This window comes from Streptomyces sp. NPDC014801 (assembly GCF_043082085.1).
Classification (GTDB): Bacteria; Actinomycetota; Actinomycetes; order Streptomycetales; family Streptomycetaceae; genus Streptomyces.
The window spans coordinates 175,904-191,378 of the sequence record NZ_JBIBXG010000004.1; the positions used below are offsets into that span (position 1 = coordinate 175,904).

General features: G+C 73.0%; 13 protein-coding genes. 7 read left to right on the forward strand and 6 right to left on the reverse strand.

Going from position 1 to position 15,475, the window contains the following annotated elements:
- Positions 1 to 6: 6 nt before the first annotated feature.
- Positions 7 to 1,215, reverse strand: a complete 1,209-nt coding sequence (locus ACF1AL_RS10255) for a bifunctional adenosylcobinamide kinase/adenosylcobinamide-phosphate guanylyltransferase (RefSeq protein ID WP_391820561.1) — start codon at positions 1,213 to 1,215, stop codon at positions 7 to 9.
- A gap of 377 nt (positions 1,216 to 1,592) precedes the next feature.
- On the opposite strand from ACF1AL_RS10255, the gene ACF1AL_RS10260 reads away from it, so the two are divergent.
- On the forward strand, positions 1,593 to 1,805 hold the full coding sequence (locus ACF1AL_RS10260; RefSeq protein WP_391825778.1) for a hypothetical protein: 213 nt from the start codon (positions 1,593 to 1,595) through the stop codon (positions 1,803 to 1,805).
- A gap of 70 nt (positions 1,806 to 1,875) precedes the next feature.
- Here ACF1AL_RS10260 and ACF1AL_RS10265 read toward each other — a convergent pair whose 3' ends face one another.
- From ACF1AL_RS10265 to ACF1AL_RS10275, 3 genes are all read right to left on the reverse strand, one after another.
- Complete coding sequence (locus ACF1AL_RS10265; protein WP_391825779.1) at positions 1,876 to 2,952, reverse strand: S1C family serine protease; 1,077 nt, start codon at positions 2,950 to 2,952, stop codon at positions 1,876 to 1,878.
- 62 nt (positions 2,953 to 3,014) lie between these two features.
- On the reverse strand, positions 3,015 to 3,716 hold the full coding sequence (locus ACF1AL_RS10270) for a methyltransferase domain-containing protein (protein ID WP_366836103.1): 702 nt from the start codon (positions 3,714 to 3,716) through the stop codon (positions 3,015 to 3,017).
- Positions 3,717 to 3,799: 83 nt separating this feature from the next.
- Complete coding sequence (locus ACF1AL_RS10275) at positions 3,800 to 4,399, reverse strand: DUF3043 domain-containing protein (protein WP_366836009.1); 600 nt, start codon at positions 4,397 to 4,399, stop codon at positions 3,800 to 3,802.
- A 320-nt stretch (positions 4,400 to 4,719) separates the two neighbouring features.
- Here ACF1AL_RS10275 and ACF1AL_RS10280 point away from each other — a divergent pair, with 320 nt between their 5' ends.
- From ACF1AL_RS10280 to ACF1AL_RS10300, 5 genes are all read left to right on the forward strand, one after another.
- Positions 4,720 to 5,505 (forward strand): PspA/IM30 family protein, encoded by a 786-nt coding sequence (locus ACF1AL_RS10280; RefSeq protein WP_366836008.1) that lies wholly within the window; start codon positions 4,720 to 4,722, stop codon positions 5,503 to 5,505.
- A gap of 66 nt (positions 5,506 to 5,571) precedes the next feature.
- Complete coding sequence (locus ACF1AL_RS10285; protein WP_391825892.1) at positions 5,572 to 5,850, forward strand: hypothetical protein; 279 nt, start codon at positions 5,572 to 5,574, stop codon at positions 5,848 to 5,850.
- A gap of 131 nt (positions 5,851 to 5,981) precedes the next feature.
- Positions 5,982 to 7,190: a sensor histidine kinase gene (locus ACF1AL_RS10290; protein ID WP_391820563.1), complete on the forward strand. Its 1,209-nt coding sequence runs from the start codon at positions 5,982 to 5,984 to the stop codon at positions 7,188 to 7,190.
- Positions 7,191 to 7,388: 198 nt separating this feature from the next.
- A complete protein-coding gene (locus ACF1AL_RS10295; protein WP_366836006.1) occupies positions 7,389 to 8,075 on the forward strand; it encodes a response regulator transcription factor in 687 nt (228 codons plus the stop codon).
- A 149-nt stretch (positions 8,076 to 8,224) separates the two neighbouring features.
- Positions 8,225 to 11,335, forward strand: coding sequence for an efflux RND transporter permease subunit (locus tag ACF1AL_RS10300; protein WP_391825780.1), 3,111 nt, complete (start codon positions 8,225 to 8,227; stop codon positions 11,333 to 11,335).
- A gap of 175 nt (positions 11,336 to 11,510) precedes the next feature.
- Here ACF1AL_RS10300 and nadA read toward each other — a convergent pair whose 3' ends face one another.
- Positions 11,511 to 12,695 (reverse strand): quinolinate synthase NadA, encoded by a 1,185-nt coding sequence (gene nadA, locus ACF1AL_RS10305; RefSeq protein ID WP_391825781.1) that lies wholly within the window; start codon positions 12,693 to 12,695, stop codon positions 11,511 to 11,513.
- 270 nt (positions 12,696 to 12,965) lie between these two features.
- Between nadA and ACF1AL_RS10310 the strand changes: the two genes are divergently transcribed.
- Complete coding sequence (locus ACF1AL_RS10310) at positions 12,966 to 13,322, forward strand: iron-sulfur cluster assembly accessory protein (RefSeq protein WP_028422454.1); 357 nt, start codon at positions 12,966 to 12,968, stop codon at positions 13,320 to 13,322.
- Between the two features lie 113 nt (positions 13,323 to 13,435).
- On the opposite strand, the gene ACF1AL_RS10315 is transcribed toward ACF1AL_RS10310, so the two are convergent.
- Positions 13,436 to 15,337 (reverse strand): hypothetical protein, encoded by a 1,902-nt coding sequence (locus tag ACF1AL_RS10315; RefSeq protein WP_391825782.1) that lies wholly within the window; start codon positions 15,335 to 15,337, stop codon positions 13,436 to 13,438.
- Positions 15,338 to 15,475 lie beyond the last annotated feature (138 nt).

The following is a 15,475-nucleotide window of genomic DNA, read 5'->3' on the forward strand; positions in this document are numbered from 1 at the left end:
CGGGACTCAGCCGCGCAGCACCAGCGCCTGCCCCGCCACGACCAGCAGCACCTGTTCGCACTCGGCCGCCACCGCCGCGTTCAGACGGCCCAGTTCGTCGCGGTAGCGCCGGCCCGACGCCGTGGCCGGGACGACCCCGGACCCCACCTCGTTCGACACCAGCACCACCGTCCGCCGCGCCGAGCGCACCGCCTCCGCCAGCACCGTCACCCGCCCGCGCAGGGCCCGCTCGCCCCCGCCCGCCCAGGTCTCCTCCTCCCACGCCCCGACGGAGTCCATCGCGGAGGCCAGCCACAGCGACAGACAGTCGATCAGCACCGGCGGCCCCTCCTGCCCCAGCAGCGGCACCAGGTCCTGCGTCTCCACCGTCCGCCACGACGCCGGCCGCCGCTCCCGGTGCAGCGCCACCCGCGACGCCCACTCCGGGTCCCCCTCCCGCGTGCCGCCCGTCGCCACGTACAGCACCTGCGGGAAGGCCTCCAGCCGTCGCTCCGCCTCCACCGACTTGCCCGAGCGCGCCCCGCCCAGCACCAGCGTCCGCCGCGGCACGTCCGGCACGTCCTCGTACGCCCCGGCCACCAGCGTCGTCCCGTCCGGCACCGCCCGCGCCCCGGCCGCCGCGAGCCGGCGCAGCAACTCGGCGCCGCGCGGCACGTCGTGGTCGACATGGACCGCGACGACGTCCGTCGTCGGCCCCACCGCCCCCACCGCCCGCAGCCGCGCCAGCGCGTCCGGCCGCCCCACCACGTCCGCGAGCACGAGGTCGTACGGCGCCGCCTCCGCGGCCCCCTCCTCCAGGCCCGCCGGCGCGCAGCCCGGCGGCAGATACAGCAGCCGCCGCCCGTCCGGACCGGTCACCGCGTAGCCCGTGCCCGGCGAGTCCATCGCCAGCGCCCGCACCCGATGCCCCGTCAGCAGCGCCAGCTCGCGCCCGTCCGGCACCCGCCCGGGCTGCGGCAGCCCCGCCGGCACCTCCACCGGCGGCCCGTCGTGCGGGTGCGTCAGCAGCACCTGGCGCACCCCGCCCAGCGAATGCCCGGCCCGGGCCGCCGCGAACGCCGCGCCCGGCGTCAGGTCGAGCAGCAGCGTGCCGTCGACCAGCGCCGCGGTCGCCGCCCGCGCGTGATCGCCGAGCGAGGTCGCGCACACCGCGCAGGGACAGTCGGGGCGGGGCAGCCCCGCGGGGGCACCGGTGCCGAGCAGAGTCACATCCACGCACCGATTTTCGCCGGTCGCCGCGTGTGCCGCGTGATGGAGACCCCCAAGGGGGCGCGAAGCCACACTGCGGCACGGCACGGCACGGCACGGCACACGGCGACGGGGACCGGCCTGCGGGGCGGATGCCGGTCGGGCGGGGGAGCGGCGCGGGGAAGGTGGGGGAGCGCGGCCGGGAAGGCGGGGAGCGGCTCCGGGAAGGTCGAAGGGCGAGGGCGGCGTCGCGGTGGGGGCCGATCCGTCCGGCGGGGCCGCGTGGTTCGGCCGATCCCCGCGACCTCTTGGCGGCTCACCCGGCGGAGCGCATACGCTGCGGGCTGGAGCCGGATCAAGATCCGGCGTCCGCCGGAGCAGGTACTCACACCCGGGAGGCGTACATGGCGGCATGGACGTGGCGGTTCGAGAAGGCCGACGGGACTCAGGTCCAGCCGGGCGTGGAGCCGGAGGAGTTCACCACGCAGGGGGACGCCGAGTCCTGGATCGGGGAGAACTGGAAGGCGCTGCTGGAGGGCGGCGCGGACCAGGTGCGGCTGTTCGAGGACGCCACGGAGATCTACGGCCCGATGAGCCTGCACGCGGACGAGTCGTAGGAACCCGGTGAGCCGGGGGCGGCACCGGCCGCTCCCGGCCACCGCCCCCGCGCCACCGGCCCGGGGCGGTTCACTGCTCGCCGAGCGTCACGTCCACCGTCTTCTGGCCGCCGCCCCGCGTGTACGTCACCGTCGTCCGCTGACCGGGCTTGTCCGAGGCCAGCGCCTCCGCCAGCGAGGTGATGGTGGTGACGGGGGTGCCGCCCAGCTTGGTGATGATGTCCTCGGGCCGCAGTCCCGCCTTGTCGGCGGCGCCGCCGCTCTTGACGTCGACGATCACGACCCCGGCGGGCTGGAAACTGTCGTCGACGAACGTGCGCCCGGTGATGCCGAGGGCCGCGCGGCCCGAGTCGGTCACCTTCCCGTGGCTGACGATCTGGCCCGCGATCGTCTTCACCATCGACGCCGGGATCGCGAACCCGATGCCGGGTGCCGAACTGCCGCCCAGCTGCGGGTCGGTGGCAGCGAGCGTCGGGATGCCGACGACCTCCCCGTTCAGATTCACCAGCGCGCCGCCGCTGTTGCCGGGGTTGATGGCCGCCGACGTCTGCACCATGTTGGCGATGGTGGCGCCCGTCCCCCCGCCGCTGCTGCCCTCGGTGACGGTCCGTCCGGTCGCCGAGACGATGCCCTGCGTCACGCTCGACGACAGTCCGAGCGGTGATCCCATGGCGAGCACGATCTGCCCCACCTCCACGGTGGACGAGTCGCCGAACCTCGCGGCCCGCAGCCCGGCCGGCACCCGGTCCAGCTTCACGACGGCGAGGTCCTGCTGCGGATAGGAGGAGACCAGGGTCGCGGTGAGCGGTTCACCGCTGTTGGCCGTCGTCACCCGGAAGGTCTTCTCGTCGCCGACGACGTGCGCGTTGGTGACGATGTGTCCCTTGTCGTCGTACACCACGCCCGAGCCCAGGTCGTTGCTCGCCTGGATCTGCACGACCGACGGCAGCGCCTCCTTGATCACCCTCAGGTAGTCGCTCTGCAGGTCGGAGGCGGCCCTGGCCGGGGCGGCGGGCTGCGCGGCCTGCGTCGTCGCGCCCTGCCTGCCGCCCGAGGACCCGGCGGAACACCCGCCCACCAGGACCGCGGCGCACACGGACGCGGCGACGGCGTACCGGAGACGGGCGGGGCCACGGGAAACGTCCATGGCCCGAGTCTCACGCCTGGGTGACACCCCGTCCCGTGCTGCTCACCCGAACGGGTAGGGCCTCAGCCCCGCACCCCGCACAGGTGCAGCAGCGCCGCCACCCCCCGGTAGGGATCGGTGCGGCCGGCCCGCTCCTCCACCGCCAGTAGCGTCTCCAGGTCGGCGGGCGCCTGCGCGCCGTCCGCCGCCGTGTCGGTGAAGACCCGCACCCCGTACCAGCTGTGCAGGGGCGCGCCGATCCCCGCCAGGGTCGCGGTGAGGGTCGCCAGGCGGTCGGCGCGTACGTCCATGCCGAGGCGGTTGCGATAGGCGGTGGTGTCGAACGCGGCCAGCGCGCCCGTCCAGTCGCCGGACAGGCCGGGCCGCATAGCGAGCGCGTCGGCGTTGCGCACGAGCAGCGACAGCAGGCCGCCCGGCGCGAGCATCCGGGCCAGGCCCGCCAGCAGCGGGTCGGGTTCCTCGACGTACATGAGCACGCCGTGGCACAGCACCACGTCGAAACTGCCGGGCAGGAAGTGCACGCCGGTGTCCCGGCCGTCGCCCTCGATGATCCGCATCCGCTCCCGGATGCCCTCCGGCTCGCCGGCCAGTGCCTCCCGGGCCGCCGCGATCATCGTGCGGTCCTGCTCCAGGCCGGTCACCTTGTGCCCGGCCCGGGCCAGCCGCAGGGCCTGCGTGCCCTGCCCCATTCCCACGTCGAGCACCCGCAGCCGCTGCCCGACCGGGAACCGCCCGGCTATCTGCTCGTCCAGCTGCCGCGCCACCAACTCCTGGCGCACGACATCCCGCAGCCCCCCCAGCTTGCTCAGCCAGGCCTCGGCCGCGCCCCCGGTGAACGGCGTCGTGCTCAGGGCCGCTCTCCGCGCTTGACCTGCGGCTTGGGCAGCCGGAGCCGGCGCATCTGCAGGGAACGCATCAGGGCGTAGGCGACCGCGCCGCGCTTGTTCACGTCGGGGAAGCGCTCGTTCAGGCGCTTCTTCAGCCGGAAGCCCGAGACGATCGAGTCGAGCACGATCAGCACGATCACCACCAGCCACAGCAGCAGCGCGATGCTCTGCAGCGCACCCACCCGGACCATGCTCAGCACGAGGATGACCACGGCCATCGGGAGGAAGAACTCCGCGATGTTGAAGCGCGAGTCGATGAAGTCGCGGGCGAAGCGGCGCACCGGGCCCTTGTCCCGGGGCGGCAGATAGCGCTCGTCACCGCTGGCCAGCGCCTGGCGCTGGCGCTCCATCTGGGCGCGTCGCTCCTCGCGCTGCCGCTTGACGGCCTCCTTGCGATTCGTCGGCGTGGTGGCGACGCTGCGGCGCTGCGAGCGGGCTTCACTCCGCTTGGGAGTGGGCCTGCCCTTCGGGGCCTGCGGGTCGCGGGGCTGCTTGGAGAGGTTCACCGCCGCCTGATCGGCGACGGGGGCCTTCTCTTCCTTGGCACGGCTACGGAACACAAAATCCAAGGGTAAGGGCATGACCCGCATGGACCCCAGCCCGGTGGGGAACGATCCCGCAACACCAGTCGTCTGTAGAAGGACAGAAGGGGCACGGTGGGCGCGCCCGGTGCCGGTCCGCACACGGACCGGCGCGGACCGGTTGCGGGATCCACCTACTCCTTGCGCCGGAGCGGGGCCGTACGCAGTCGTCCTTGGGGATGAGCGCATCCGACCCGGAACAGTGCGTCAATGGAGGCAGGGCCCGTACTGTGGGTCTTGTCGCAGAGCTGGAGCTGGAGTCCGTCAGAAGGGGGCGCGCGAAGCCCATGAGCGGTGTCATGAAGCGTATGGGGATGATCTTCCGCGCGAAGGCGAACAAGGCCCTTGACCGGGCCGAGGACCCGCGCGAGACCCTCGATTACTCGTACCAGAAGCAGCTGGAGCTGCTGCAGAAGGTCCGCCGCGGCGTCGCCGACGTGGCCACCTCCCGCAAGCGCCTGGAGCTCCAGCTCAACCAGCTGCAGCAGCAGTCGTCCAAGCTGGAGGACCAGGGCCGCAAGGCGCTCGCGCTGGGCCGCGAGGACCTGGCCCGCGAGGCGCTGTCCCGCAAGGCCGCCCTCCAGCAGCAGGTGACCGACCTGGAGACGCAGCACGCCACCCTTCAGGGCGAGGAGGAGAAGCTCACCCTGGCGGCCCAGCGGCTGCAGGCGAAGGTCGACGCCTTCCGCACCAAGAAGGAGACCATCAAGGCCACCTACACCGCCGCGCAGGCCCAGACCCGGATCGGCGAGGCGTTCTCCGGCATCTCCGAGGAGATGGGCGACGTCGGCCTGGCCATCCAGCGGGCCGAGGACAAGACCGCGCAGCTGCAGGCCCGCGCCGGCGCGCTCGACGAGCTGCTGGCCTCCGGCGCCCTCGACGACCCCTCCGGCATGCACAAGGACGACCTCCAGGCCGAGCTGGACCGGCTCTCCGGTGGTACGGATGTAGAGCTGGAGCTGCAGCGCATGAAGGCCGAACTGGCCGGCGGCACGTCCGCCGACCGCCAGGCCATCGAGGGCGGCAACGGCCAGGCGCAGCCCCAGCAGCAGCCGCAGGACACCCCGCGCTTCGACAAGCAGTAGGCGCGGCTCCCAGGGAGCCGGGCCGCCGCCGTGAGCGCCGAGAGCCCGGAGGGCGAGATGGCCGACATGATCGTACGGATCATGGGTGAGGGGCAGGTGAGGCTGGAGGACAGCCACCTCGCCGAGCTCAACAAGCTGGACGACGAGCTCCTGGCCGAGATGGAGAACGGCGACGGCCCCGGCTTTCGCCGCACCCTGACGGCCCTGCTGACCAAGGTGCGCGAGCTGGGCACGCCGCTGCCCGACGACTCCCTGGAGCCGTCGGACCTGATCCTGCCCGCGGCCGAGGCGACCTTGGAGGAGGTCCGGGAACTGCTCAGCGACGACGGCCTGATCCCGGGCTGAGACCCCGCCCGGCGCGCCCCCCGCGCCGGACGGGTCCGCCACGCCGTACGCCGATCGCACCGGTTCGCCGTACCGCTGTCGCACCGGCAGGCCGTACCGCGCGCGACCGGGACGCCGTACCGTACTCAGGCGTGAGCACCCCGAGCACCCTCGACCGCGCCCGATGCCGACTCAAGGCGCACCCCGCGGCGTTCGACGCGGCGCTGGCCGCGGGGGTGCTGTTCTGCATGGTCGCCGGCTCCTTCGTCGATCCGCACGGCGAGAACGGCGTGACCTGGGGGATGCGCGGCCCCGACCCGCTCAGCCTGCTGCTGATGATCCTCGGCGCCGCCGCCCTCGTCCTGCGCCGCCGCGCCCCGCTGCGGGTCCTGCTGGTCACCGGCACCGTCTCCGTCGTCGAGTGCGTCACCGGCGACCCGCGCGCCCCCGTCGCGATGTCCGCGGTCGTCGCCCTCTACACGGTCGCCGCCACCACAGACCGCCCCACCACCTGGCGGGTCGGCCTCGCCACGATGACCGTCCTCACCGGCGCCGCGATGCTCGCCGGGCCGTTGCCCTGGTACGCCCAGGAGAACCTCGGCATCTTCGCCTGGACCGGCATGGCCGCGGCCGCCGGGGACGCCGTGCGCAGCCGGCGCGCCTTCGTGCACGCCATCCGGGAGCGCGCCGAGCGGGCCGAGCGCACCCGCGAGGAGGAGGCCCGCCGCCGCGTCGCCGAGGAGCGGCTGCGCATCGCCCGCGACCTGCACGACGTGGTCGCGCACCACATCGCGCTGGTCAACGTGCAGGCGGGGGTCGCGGCGCACGTCATGGACAAACGCCCCGACCAGGCGAAGGAGGCGCTCGCCCACGTCCGGGAGGCCAGCCGCAGCGCGCTCAACGAACTGCGCGCGACGGTGGGGCTGCTGCGGCAGTCCGGCGATCCGGAGGCACCCACCGAGCCGGCGCCCGGCCTCGACCGTCTCGACGAACTCGCCGGCACGTTCCGCAACGCCGGGCTGCACGTGGAGGTGGCCCGCGCCGACCAGGGCACGACGCTGCCGGCGGCGGTGGGGCTGGCCGCCTACCGGGTCATCCAGGAGGCGCTGACGAACGTCCAGAAGCACGCCGGGGCGGGGGCGAAGGCGGAGGTCAGCGTGGTGCGGGTGGGGCCGCGCATCGAGATCACGGTGCTGGACGACGGTGCGGGCAAGGAGGCGGTGGGCGACGCGTCGGGTGGCGGGCACGGGCTGCTGGGCATGCGGGAGCGGGTCACGGCCCTCGGCGGCACGCTGAGCACGGGGGCGCGGTACGGAGGGGGTTTCCGCGTCCTGGCGACGCTGCCGGTGGACGGGGCGTAGGGGCCGGAGGCGGCCTGAGCAGGCGGGACTGCAACCCCCTCAGGGGCGCGGGGAACTGCGCGACCAGCCCACCACCCACCCGCACCCGGCACCGCACCCGCAACCACCCACCCACCACCCCACACCCGCATCCCACCCGCACCACCCACCCACCAAGACCCCGCACAGTGCCACAGGCCCCCGTGGGATCCTGCCGCCATGACTCCCATCCGCGTCCTCCTCGCCGACGACCAGGCCCTCCTCCGCAGCGCGTTCCGCGTGCTCGTGGACTCCGAGGAGGACATGGAGGTCGTGGGCGAGGCCGCCGACGGCGCGGAGGCGGTCCGGCTCGCCAAGGAGCACCGCGCCGACGTCGTGCTCATGGACATCCGCATGCCCGGCACCGACGGCCTCGCCGCCACCCGGATGATCGGCGCCGACCCGGACCTGGCCGGCGTACGCGTCGTCATCCTCACCACCTTCGAGGTCGACGACTACGTCGTGCAGTCGCTGCGGGCCGGCGCCTCCGGCTTCCTCGGCAAGGGCAGCGAGCCCGACGAGCTGCTGAACGCCATCCGCGTGGCCGCCGGCGGCGAGGCGCTGCTGTCCCCGGCCGCCACGAAGGGCCTCATCGCGCGTTTCCTCGCGCAGGCCGACCCGGCCGACGGCGACCGCGACCCCGTGCGCTCCGACCGTCTCGCCGCGCTCACGGTCCGCGAGCGCGAGGTCCTCGTCCAGGTCGCCGGCGGCCACTCCAACGACGAGATCGCCGAGCGCCTGGAGGTCAGCCCGCTCACGGTGAAGACGCACGTCAACCGGGCCATGGCCAAGCTGGGCGCGCGCGACCGCGCCCAGCTGGTGGTGATCGCCTACGAGTCCGGGCTGGTCCGTCCACGGGTGGAGTGAGCCCCACCCGGCCGTACTGCACCCGGAGTATGCCCCGGATAAGGAACGGGACCTGCGGCCTACGGAACGGCACCCGGCCATGGCTCAGGGTGAGAGGGCCACACTTCTGCCACGCTTCTGCCGCTCACAGAAGGAAGACCTCAAAGCCCATGTCCTGGCTGTCACGATTCAGCCTCGCGCAGCGTGCCCTGATCGGCCTGATATCGATCGTCGCGCTCGTCTTCGGCGCGATCGCCATCCCGCAGCTCAAACAGCAGCTGCTGCCCACCATCGAACTGCCGATGGTCTCCGTCATCGCCCCCTACCAGGGCGCCTCGCCCGACGTCGTCGAGAAGCAGGTCGTCGAGCCGATCGAGGACCGCCTGGACGCCGTCGACGGCATCAGCGGCGTCACCTCCAAGGCGAGCGAGGGCAACGCCGTCATCATGGCGTCCTTCGACTACGGCAACGACACCAAGCGGATCGTCGCCGACGTCCAGCAGGCCGTGAACCGTGCCCGCGTCCAGCTCCCGGACTCCGTCGACCCGCAGGTCGTCGCCGGCTCCACCGACGACATGCCGACCGTGGTGCTCGCCGTCACCTCCGGCAAGGACCAGCAGGCCCTCGCCGACCAGCTCGACAAGACCGTCGTGCCGGCCCTGAAGGACATCGACGGCGTCGGCCAGGTCACCGTCAGCGGCGTGCGCGACCTGCAGGTCGCCGTCACCCCCGACGACGCCAAGCTGGCCGGGGCCGGTCTGACCGTGCAGTCCCTGGCCCAGGCCCTGCAGGCGGGCGGTGTCGCGCTGCCGGCCGGCGCCTTCGACGAGGGCGGCCACAACCGCACCGTCCAGGTCGGCGGCGGCTTCACCGGCATCGAGCAGATCCGGAACCTGTCCATCCCCGGCAAGGACGGCCACCGGCCGGTCCGGCTCGGCGACGTCGCCACGGTGACGCAGCAGGAGGCCCCGGCCGACTCCCTCACCCGCACCGACGGCAAGCCCAGCCTCGCCGTGATGGTCACCATGGACCACGACGGCAGCGCGGTGGCGATCTCCGACGCCGTGAACGACAAGCTTCCGGACCTGCGCAAGGACCTCGGCGCGGACGCGAGGATCACCGTCGTCAGCGACCAGGGCCCGGCGGTGTCCAAGTCGATCTCCGGCCTGACCACCGAGGGCGCCCTCGGCCTGCTCTTCGCCGTGCTGGTGATCCTGGTCTTCCTCGCGTCGATCCGCTCGACGCTGGTGACCGCCGTCAGCATCCCGCTGTCGGTCGTGCTCGCGCTGATCGTGCTGTGGACGCGCGACCTGTCCCTGAACATGCTCACCCTGGGCGCGCTCACCATCGCCATCGGCCGGGTCGTCGACGACTCGATCGTGGTGCTGGAGAACATCAAGCGCCACCTCGGCTACGGCGAGGAGCGCCAGGCCGCGATCCTGAACGCGGTGCGCGAGGTCGCGGGCGCGGTCACCTCCTCCACGCTCACCACGGTCGCCGTGTTCCTGCCGATCGGCCTGGTCGGCGGCATGGTGGGCGCCCTGTTCGGCTCGTTCAGCATCACCGTGACGGCGGCCCTGCTGGCCTCGCTCCTGGTGTCGCTGACGGTCGTGCCGGTGCTGTCGTACTGGTTCCTGCGCGCCCCGAAGGGCACCCCCGAGGACGCCGACGAGGCCCGCCGCAAGGCCGAGGAGAAGGAGGCGAACAGCCGCCTGACCCGCTTCTACGTCCCCGTCCTGCGCTTCGCCACCCGCCGCCGTGTGACCAGTGTGCTGATCGCGGTCGTCGTGCTGGTCGCCACCTTCGGCATGGCGCCGCTGCTGAAGACGAACTTCTTCGACCAGGGCGACCAGAAGGTCATGTCGATCAAGCAGAAGCTGGCGCCGGGCACCAGCCTGTCCGCGACCGACGCGCAGGCGAAGAAGGTCGAGGGGCTGCTCGCCGCCACCAAGGGCGTCAAGGACTACCAGGTCACCATCGGCTCCTCCGGCTTCATGGCGGCCTTCGGCGGCGGCACCGACTCCAACCAGGCCTCCTACCAGGTCATGCTGGAGGACTCCGCCTCCTACGACGACGTGCAGGACCGCGTCGAGGCCGGCCTGAAGAAGCTCGACGGCATCGGCACGACCACCGTCTCGGCCGGCGACGGCTTCGGCAGCCAGGACCTCAGCGTGGTCGTGAAGGCCGCCGACGCCGGTGTGCTGCGCACCGCCGCCGAGCAGGTGCGCAAGACGGTCGCCTCGCTGGACGACGTCACCGACGTCACCAGCGACCTCTCCCAGAGCGTGCCGCGCATCTCGGTGAAGGCGAACGCCAAGGCGGCCGCGGCCGGCTTCGACGACCAGACCCTGGGCGCCGCGGTCGCGCAGGCCGTGCGCGGCACCCCGGCCGCCAAGGCGGTCCTGGACGACACCGAGCGCGACGTCGTCATCAAGTCCGCCAAGCCCGCCCGCACCCTGGACGAGCTGCGCAGCCTGCGCCTCGGCCCGGTGAAGCTCGGTGACATCGCCGACGTGAAGCTGGTGGACGGCCCCGTCTCCATGACCCGCATCGACGGTCAGCGCGCGGCGACCGTCACCGCCAAGCCGACCGCTGACAACACCGGCGCGGTCAGCGCGGACCTGCAGTCGAAGATCAAGGCGCTGAAGCTCCCGGCGGGCGCGACGGCCGAGATCGGCGGCGTGACGCAGGACCAGGACGACGCGTTCAAGAACCTCGGCCTGGCCATGCTCGCGGCGATCGCGATCGTGTTCATGCTGCTGGTGGCGACGTTCCGTTCGCTGGCCCAGCCGTTGATCCTGCTGGTGTCCGTCCCGTTCGCGGCGACGGGCGCGATCGGCCTGCTGGTCGCCACCGGCACCCCGATGGGCGTCCCGGCGATGATCGGCATGCTGATGCTGATCGGCATCGTGGTGACCAACGCGATCGTCCTGATCGACCTGATCAACCAGTACCGCCGCCAGGGCCACGGGGTGGTGGAGGCCGTGATCGAGGGCGGCCGCCACCGTCTGCGGCCGATCCTGATGACGGCACTGGCGACGATCTTCGCCCTGCTCCCGATGGCGCTCGGCATCACCGGGGAGGGCGGCTTCATTGCCCAGCCGCTCGCCGTGGTCGTGATCGGCGGTCTGATCACCTCCACCCTGCTGACCCTGCTGCTCGTGCCGACGCTCTACGCGATGCTGGAGCTGCGCAAGGAGCGCCGCGCGAAGAAGCGCGCCGCCAAGCGCGAGCCGAAGCCGGAGGTCTCCCCCGAGGAGCCGGAGCCCGCGCAGGTCTAGCCGTACGCCCGGCGCAGGTCTGGCCGTATGCCCGGCGCAGGTCTGGCCGTACGCCCGGCACAGGGCCTTCCGTACGGCCCGGCGCAGGGCCGGCCGTACGCCGAAGGGGGCCGCACCACGTGGTGCGGCCCCCTTCTCGTGCGTGCCGGGAGGGAAATCCCGGGTGCCTCGCGGGCTACGGCAGCGCGAGCATGCGCTCCAGGGCGAGCTTGGCGAACTCCTCGGTCTCCCGGTCGACCTCGATGCGGTTGACGAGCTTGCCGTCGGCGAGGGACTCCAGCGCCCACACCAGGTGGGGCAGGTCGATGCGGTTCATCGTGGAGCAGAAGCAGACCGTCTTGTCGAGGAAGACGATCTCCTTGCCCTCGGGAGCGAAACGGTTCGCCAGACGGCGGACCAGGTTCAGCTCCGTGCCGATGGCCCACTTCGAGCCGGCCGGGGCGGCCTCCAGGGCCTTGATGATGTACTCCGTCGAGCCGACGTAGTCGGCGGCCGCGACCACCTCGTGCCGGCACTCGGGGTGCACCAGGACGTTCACGCCCGGGATGCGCTCGCGCACGTCGTTGACCGAGTCCAGCGAGAAGCGGCCGTGCACCGAGCAGTGGCCGCGCCACAGGATCATCTTCGCCGCGCGCAGCTCCTCGGCGGTCAGGCCGCCGTTGGGCTTGTGCGGGTTGTAGACCACGCAGTCGTCCAGGGACATGCCCATGCCGCGGACGGCGGTGTTGCGGCCGAGGTGCTGGTCGGGCAGGAACAGCACCTTCTCACCCTGCTGGAAGGCCCACTCCAGGGCCCGCTGGGCGTTGGAGGAGGTGCAGATGGTGCCGCCGTGCTTGCCGGTGAAGGCCTTGATGTCGGCGGAGGAGTTCATGTACGAGACGGGGACCACCTGCTCGGCCACCCCCGCCTCGGTCAGGACGTCCCAGCACTCGGCGACCTGCTCGGCGGTCGCCATGTCGGCCATGGAGCAGCCGGCGGCGAGGTCGGGCAGGACGACCTTCTGGTCGTCGGAGGTGAGGATGTCCGCGGACTCCGCCATGAAGTGCACACCGCAGAAGACGATGTACTCGGCCTCGGGCCGGGCGGCCGCGTCGCGGGCCAGCTTGAAGGAGTCGCCCGTGACGTCCGCGAACTGGATCACCTCGTCGCGCTGGTAGTGGTGACCGAGGACGAAGACCTTGTCGCCGAGCTTCTCCTTGGCCGCGCGGGCACGTTCGACCAGGTCGGGGTCGGAGGGCGACGGCAGGTCACCGGGACACTCGACGCCCCGCTCGCTCTTCGGGTCGGCCTCGCGGCCGAGCAGCAGCAGGGCGAGCGGAGTCGGCTGCACGTCGAGCTCCGGGGTCTGGGCGGTGGTCACGACACGCACCCTTTCTACTTTTCGTCTAACTGACGCTATCTATCATAACCGCTTCACGTCAGTTTGACGATGGCCATCGTGTCGATGTGACGTGAATCCCGATGCCCGGACGTCTACTCGCCCCCTGGGACGCTGTGCGCTCACCGGTGTGTGTGCGAGCATGAAAAGGAGCCGAGGACGAAAGAACCGGGCCCGCCCCGGAATGAATCCGCGGTCCTGCCGGTTGCACACGTCGGCAAGCAGTCTCCGTACAACCCGGGAGAGATGTAGATGTCCGTATCGGACGAGACCACCACCGTCACCGACGGCATCATCCTGACCGACGCCGCCGCGGCCAAGGTCAAGGCCCTGCTCGACCAGGAAGGCCGTGACGACCTCGCGCTGCGTGTCGCCGTCCAGCCCGGCGGCTGCTCCGGCCTGCGCTACCAGCTCTTCTTCGACGAGCGGTCCCTCGACGGTGACGTGGAGAAGGACTTCGGCGGGGTCAAGGTCGTCACCGACCGGATGAGCGCTCCGTACCTCGGCGGCGCCACCATCGACTTCGTGGACACCATCGAGAAGCAGGGCTTCACGATCGACAACCCGAACGCGACCGGCTCCTGCGCCTGCGGTGACTCCTTCAGCTGATCCGCGCCCGCTCGACTGACGCGACGGAAGGCGGCGGTCCCCCTCGGGGGGCCGCCGCCTTCCGTCGTCCCAGCCTGCGCCGCACCGGCCGGCCGGCCGTCGCTCCTCGCCGGCTAGCGCGGATCGGCCGGCAGCCGCGCCCCCGGCTTCTCCAGCGGGATGCCCCGGCCGTCCGAGCCGACCACCTTGCGAGCGCCGAGCGGCTCCTTCAGCTCCAGCGTTCGGTGGTAGAACTTCGCGATCATGGGGCAGATCTTGCCCTTGAAGGGCGTGGCGGTCACCGTCACCTCCACCTGCTGGGGGCTCTCGGCCGCCGTCACGTCGTACGACGCGCACACCCCGCCCGTGAACGTCACCGTCAGCTCCCGGCCCTCGGCCGTGTAACCGTCGACCTTCACGCCGTGCGGCGCGGGAGCCGGCGCCGATCCGTCGCCCGGGCCGGTCGGGCGGGGGCTGGGCCGCCCGGTCGGCTCACCGGGGGGCGCCGAGGGCGGCGTCGAGGGCCGGGCGGAGGTCAGGTACTTCGGGTCCAGCGCCGGGAACGTCACCGTCAGATCGTCCCGGGCGCCCGTCGGCCGTACCTGGAACAGCCAGGACGGGACCAGCACCTGCCGCCCGGCGGAGTAGTGCGTGGCCAGCCCGAACACCGCCTTCTTCACGGTGACCACCTCGCGCTGCCCACCGTCCGTGGACCGGCCGCACGGCTGCTCCAGCCGGTCCTTCAGCGGCACCGGGCTCGCGCAGCCGCCGATGCCCATCCGGTGCTCGGTGCTCGTCCCGGGCGCCGCGTTCATCAGCGCCAGCGTCCGCTGCGCGCTCAGCACCGGATACGTGTCCGCCTCGACCGGTGTCTTCAGCAGGCCGCTGCCGCCGACCACCTGCCCCCGGGCGTCGACGATCACGCCCGTCGTCCAGCCGTAGGTGGGCAGCCCGCCGATCTCCGGATCGGCGTTGACGACCCGGCGGGCGCCCATCACCTGCCGGGCGTCCAGCTTCGCGTCGTCCTGGCCGACCGCCTTCAGCACGGGCGCGGCCGCCTTCTCGGCCGCCGCCACGCTCACCGGCTCCCCGGACGGCTCGCCCTGCCCCGGCGTGCACACCGCGCCCTTGCAGTTGTCGGTGCCGGGCGCGAACCGGGTGAACGTCCAGGTCCCCGGCGCCTGCCGGTTCACCTGCAGCATCGGTCCCGCGCCGTCCGCTCCGGTGCCCACCCGCCAGGTCTGCCCCTCGGCCACGGGCGCCCCGTCCACGCCGAGCGCCTTCGCCAGCCGGGCCACGTCCTCCCGGGACACCTCGCCCCGCGCCCGGTAGGCCGGGGCGGAGGCGGGGCCCTCGGGCAGCTTGCCGTCGGCGCGGTAGGTCACGCCGTAGGGGTTCGGCTCGCCGGGCGCGATGCCGTTGGTGCCACCGGTGCCGGTCCCCGTGGCGTAGTCGTCCAGCGCCAGCGGTGTGGGGGAGCCGTTCTTGCCGGGCGCGCCCGCCCCGGCCGGGCCGCCGGTGGCGTTCGCGGCGAGGTAGGCCCCGCCGCCCCCGACCAGCAGCACGGCCGCGGCCACGGAGGCGACGGCGAGCGGGGACCGCCGCCGCCCGCCCCCGTGCCGACCGTCCTCGGCCGGGTCCTCGCCGGTGAGGTGCCCGCCGGTGGCGTCCCCGGGAACGGACCGATCACTTCCGGCCGACTTTCCGGGCGCGCTCGCCCCGGGTTCGGGCGCGTCCGAGCCCGCTCCGGCCGACGTTCCGGACGCACTCCCGCCGGTTCCGGGCGTGTCCGCCCCGTCCACGGCCGACTCTGCGGCGGCGCTCCCACCGGGTCCGGGCGATTCCGCGCCCGCTCCGGCCGTCGCCCCGGGCCGGCTCCCGCCGTCCGCGGCGGTCTCGCCGGGCCGGCTCCCGTCAGTGGCCTTCTCCCCGGGTCCCGCCGGGTCCCGCGGTGCCGACCCGTCGGCGGCACCCGCGGTCCCGTCGGCGCCGGTCGGGGCGGCCGCGTCGTCGTTGTCGGGTCGCTCGGTGTTCACCGCATCGCTCCTTCGGCTGCGCGCTGTCCCTCAACCCTGACCAGGCCCTGTCAAAACGGCCGGCCGGAGGGTCGTATCCCGTCTCCCCTCCATGGGGGACGGCGATGGGACGCAGCAGGGGAGCGCACGGTTCCCCTC

Bases quoted from the DNA above. Each gene is read 5' to 3' on its own strand.
- ACF1AL_RS10300 (WP_391825780.1), top strand. From the start codon at position 8,225: ATGTCCTGGCTGTCACGATTCAGCCTCGCGCAGCGTGCCCTGATCGGC.
- ACF1AL_RS10265 (WP_391825779.1), bottom strand. From the start codon at position 2,952: ATGGACGTTTCCCGTGGCCCCGCCCGTCTCCGGTACGCCGTCGCCGCG.
- ACF1AL_RS10260 (WP_391825778.1), top strand. From the start codon at position 1,593: ATGGCGGCATGGACGTGGCGGTTCGAGAAGGCCGACGGGACTCAGGTC.
- ACF1AL_RS10285 (WP_391825892.1), top strand. From the start codon at position 5,572: ATGATCGTACGGATCATGGGTGAGGGGCAGGTGAGGCTGGAGGACAGC.
- ACF1AL_RS10280 (WP_366836008.1), top strand. From the start codon at position 4,720: ATGAAGCGTATGGGGATGATCTTCCGCGCGAAGGCGAACAAGGCCCTT.
- ACF1AL_RS10295 (WP_366836006.1), top strand. From the start codon at position 7,389: ATGACTCCCATCCGCGTCCTCCTCGCCGACGACCAGGCCCTCCTCCGC.
- ACF1AL_RS10310 (WP_028422454.1), top strand. From the start codon at position 12,966: ATGTCCGTATCGGACGAGACCACCACCGTCACCGACGGCATCATCCTG.